Here is a 3,675-nt window from a genome sequence, read left to right on the forward strand (position 1 = left end):
ATCATATAGGTGTCAGTGCTCATGACTTGTTGGATTTTTTGAACAATTGGCATGCGGCAATTGATATACGCATGCATTTGTCCCGCGTGTCGCCAAATCGCGCGGTTTTTTTAATCTCTTGCTCAAAGGAGACACCCGCTGTCCAGTGATGGGTGGCGGGTTTTGAACTGATGAGTTGCGTTCAGTACCTCTGCACACACAGGAAGGAAATTATGAGTGGACTACATCACTTGAGTAGCCCTCGGTCTAATAAATATTTGCGGCCTTTTTGTTCGATGATCCAAACCATATCAGGCGCATCCGAGACGCTTGAAAATGCGTCAAACAATGAGGTTATGTATTCCTGTTCCGCAAGTTCAGCAATGTGGAATTCGGCCAGGGGTTCATCGATAAATACGGTCGTTGCTATTTTTTCAGTAGATAACGGTGTTGTAGCAAGTAGTAGAAGTATTTTTTCTTGTATTCGATCCAGATTATCCATGGTTTCATTTTTTCTGGTGACTCGGCTATTGGAATTTTTGTTTCTTTCAACATCGGAAAAAACTTCTGTTTATTTAGTTAAAGGAGGCATAACCATGTGGTGGCCTTTTAAAAGTGTTTCATGACAGCAACGGAAATAGTTTCAAGGGTGGATAGGTTAAGTTAGGTGGAGTAAGTAAATAATGCATCATTATCAACACAATATCGGTGATTACAGGCGAGACACAATGCATTTGTCATTACTTGAGCATGGCGTTTACCGACAGTTGATAGATATGTATTACCTTACCGAGTCGCCAATACCTTCTGATATCGATACAACGTGCAGAAAAATATGCGCACGTACTCAGGATGAAAAAGAAACTGTCCAAGTAATCCTCAAAGAATTTTTTGAACTTACCGACTTCGGCTGGATACATTGCCGGTGTGATGCTGAGATTGGGAAATATGCCGACTGGGATGAGCGTAAAAGTTCTCGTGAAGAAAACGAGAAAGGTCGTCAGAGACAACACAGAGAAGAACGGAAGAAAATTTTCTCTGATTTGAGAAAGAAGGGTATCCACCCTAAATGGAATGCTTTGATAGGTGAGTTGAGGGAATTGCATAAACTGTACTGCAACTCTCTGAATACTGGACACAAACATACCTGCAACGAACCTGTAACGGAACAAGAACATACCTGCAACGAACCTGTAACGGCTATAACCAGTAACCATAAACCAGTAAACCATAAACCAAAAACCAATACGTTTAAAACACACGGAGTAGATAACTCCCAAGGGAGTAGGGAGACAACACCGGCAGGTAGCGTGTGTGCTGAACTCAAAAAAATCGGGATTATCGACTTAAACCCGACACACCCGGACCTTCTGATGCTGATAGATGCTGGTGCTACGGTCGACGAATTCGTTCATGCGGCGCGAACGGCGAAGGACAAGGGTAAAGGCTTTGCGTATGTTCTCGGGATTGTGAAGGGTAGGCGCAGGGAAGCTTTGGCTGAATCGAAGCAAGTCTTGCACGGCATTATGCCGAACAAATCGCCGCCGACGAACAACAAGCAAGCGCTGATGATGGCGGCGGGAAGATCTATTTTTGCATATCGTGATAGGGAAAACAGGAATGAGCGGGACATTGACGGGGAAGCAGAGATTGTCAGGTGTGACATCGATAAATCGTCTTCCTGAGTCGTGGATTAACAAGATTTTTGATCGGTTTCACGGTCGTTTTGGTAATGCGTTCGCTGCCAAATGGCAGACCGGACATATCAACAAAGATGGGGTTGATGAAGGCATCGTGAATGCGAAAAAGGTATGGTCTGAGGATCTTGCAGGCTATACGCCGGAGGAAATCACACGAGGCTTGCAAACTCGGTACGATTTCCCGCCCTCGGTTGATCAGTTCATGAAAGCTTGCCGCCCATCGCTTGATTACGAGCGTGCTTTTGTAACCGCTGTTGAGCAAATGAGGCGGCGGCAGGACGCAAAAGACGTCTGGGAGAATCCCGCAATTTACTGGGCGGCTGTGAAGCTTGGCGGCGACTTGAACAACTACCCATATCAAAGCATTAAATCTCGTTGGCATAAGGCTTTGGACAATGCTGTTCAAGATATTCGTAATGGCAAATTGCCAGATGAAGTGCCACAAAAAAGAGTCGAGTTGCCTGCGCCAGGAAAAACAACAATACCGCCAGAAGAGGTTGAAAGACGGTTTGCCAAGGTTCATGAAATTTTGGATGGAAAAATCATTAACGGTTAAAAAAAGGGGTTTGTAAATTATGTTCGATGCGTTTGATGAAGAAAATAAAGTAATTTTTACTGGTTTGAAGGGTCTCGACGAATTAATTGGAGGAATATGCTATGGAGATTTGGTTGTAGTAGCTGGACGCCCAGCTGTCGGAAAGACATCTTTATTGATGCAGATTACTGAATCTGTTTCATTAACAGGTTCTGTTTTATTTTTTACCAGCGAAATGAAAACAAGAGAGTTAGTTTCTCGTTTACTGAAATTTCATGCGCAGCGTATCGGAAGGGAAAAGTCGATAGATTATTTGAGTAATTTGAAAATTCAATTTGATCAGACATCCATTCCGACAATCGACTACATATTAAACACAAGCGCCGCTTTGCATAAAGGCGGGAACCTTAGCCTGATAGTAATTGATCGTTTTCAATTAATTAAAGAAGCTTTAGACAGAGCTGACTCTGTTGCGATGGAATTGAAGAGTTTGGCAAGAGAGCTTGATGTTCCGGTTATTTGTTCATCTGGTTTGGGTAGAGAAGTTGATGCTCGCGTATCAAAAAGACCGATTTTGTCAGATTTGAGAAATTGCGGTGATCTTGATCAGTATGCAAACAAAGTTTTGTTTATTTATCGAGAAGGAATTTATTTCTCAAGTGAAGAGAACAAAGGTAAATCGGAGATTATTTGCAGTAAAAACAATAGTAAAGGCATAGGCCATATTGTTGCTAAATTCTCCGGAGAATTGACTAGATTTCTAGATTTTAACGGCGATAGAACTTTGCGCGTTGTGGATCGGAAACCAAACATATCTAGTTGAATCTAGGCTGACTATTATTCAGATGAGAATCGATCAATGCTCTCAGACCACATCGCCCCGGCATTAATCGAATACGTGGAGGCTGTTGTTACCGAGTTTCTGATGGTTGTTGGTGTTACTTCTGCGGTTAATTTGCTGGTTGATTATCTTAGGAAATAAGCAATGGAAATCATTTTCTTGGTACTTGTGTTGGCAGCGTTGGTGGGAGTCTTTGTGTACGCACACTTCGACAACAAACGATGCGAATCAGACATGCAGGAGTTAATCGATTCTGCTTTTGATTCTGTGTTGAAGATGTTCAAAAGAATCTGACATGGAAAAACGGCTGCCGACAGTGAAAGAAGCTATCGAGTACCTGGACAAGTGTCATACGAGGCAATATATCGATGACTGTATTGCGTTTTGGGTGGGGAAGGGCACTCAGCCTGGATTTGAGGAGGCCGTGCGTGCGGGGTTGAAAAAGAAATGAGCGCATTACCAAAAGAACAGGAATTCAAAAAGCCAAGTCGCAAGCCTGAATATGTGTTTTTGCGCTGGAACGGAAAAAGTTTTGACCCTGCAGATGCTACGGCAGAACGTCAGTTGCGCGAAAAAAAATTAAGCGTAGGTCAGGTTGTTAGAGCGGTTATAAGAAAACT

5 protein-coding genes are annotated in these 3,675 nt (G+C 43.0%); 4 read left to right on the top strand and 1 reads right to left on the bottom strand.

Annotated features, from left to right (window positions below):
- Positions 1–226: 226 nt before the first annotated feature.
- On the bottom strand, positions 227–481 hold the full coding sequence (locus BMX44_RS16225) for a hypothetical protein (RefSeq protein WP_090634966.1): 255 nt from the start codon (positions 479–481) through the stop codon (positions 227–229).
- A 181-nt stretch (positions 482–662) separates the two neighbouring features.
- Here BMX44_RS16225 and BMX44_RS16230 point away from each other — a divergent pair, with 181 nt between their 5' ends.
- Genes BMX44_RS16230 through BMX44_RS17455 form a run of 4 tightly spaced genes read left to right on the top strand, consistent with a single transcriptional unit; the run spans position 663 to position 3,196 of the window.
- Entirely contained in the window at positions 663–1,664 is a 1,002-nt protein-coding gene (locus BMX44_RS16230) for a YdaU family protein (RefSeq protein WP_090634968.1), read from the top strand.
- Complete coding sequence (locus BMX44_RS16235) at positions 1,639–2,235, top strand: hypothetical protein (RefSeq protein ID WP_090634970.1); 597 nt, start codon at positions 1,639–1,641, stop codon at positions 2,233–2,235. The genes BMX44_RS16230 and BMX44_RS16235 overlap by 26 nt, the downstream gene beginning before the upstream one ends.
- Before the next feature lie 19 nt (positions 2,236–2,254).
- Entirely contained in the window at positions 2,255–3,037 is a 783-nt protein-coding gene (locus BMX44_RS16240) for a DnaB-like helicase C-terminal domain-containing protein (protein WP_090634972.1), read from the top strand.
- 36 nt (positions 3,038–3,073) lie between these two features.
- A complete protein-coding gene (locus tag BMX44_RS17455; RefSeq protein WP_281246256.1) occupies positions 3,074–3,196 on the top strand; it encodes a hypothetical protein in 123 nt (40 codons plus the stop codon).
- Positions 3,197–3,675 lie beyond the last annotated feature (479 nt).

The sequence above is a fragment of the Nitrosomonas marina genome (assembly GCF_900110145.1).
Classification (GTDB): Bacteria; Pseudomonadota; Gammaproteobacteria; order Burkholderiales; family Nitrosomonadaceae; genus Nitrosomonas; species Nitrosomonas marina.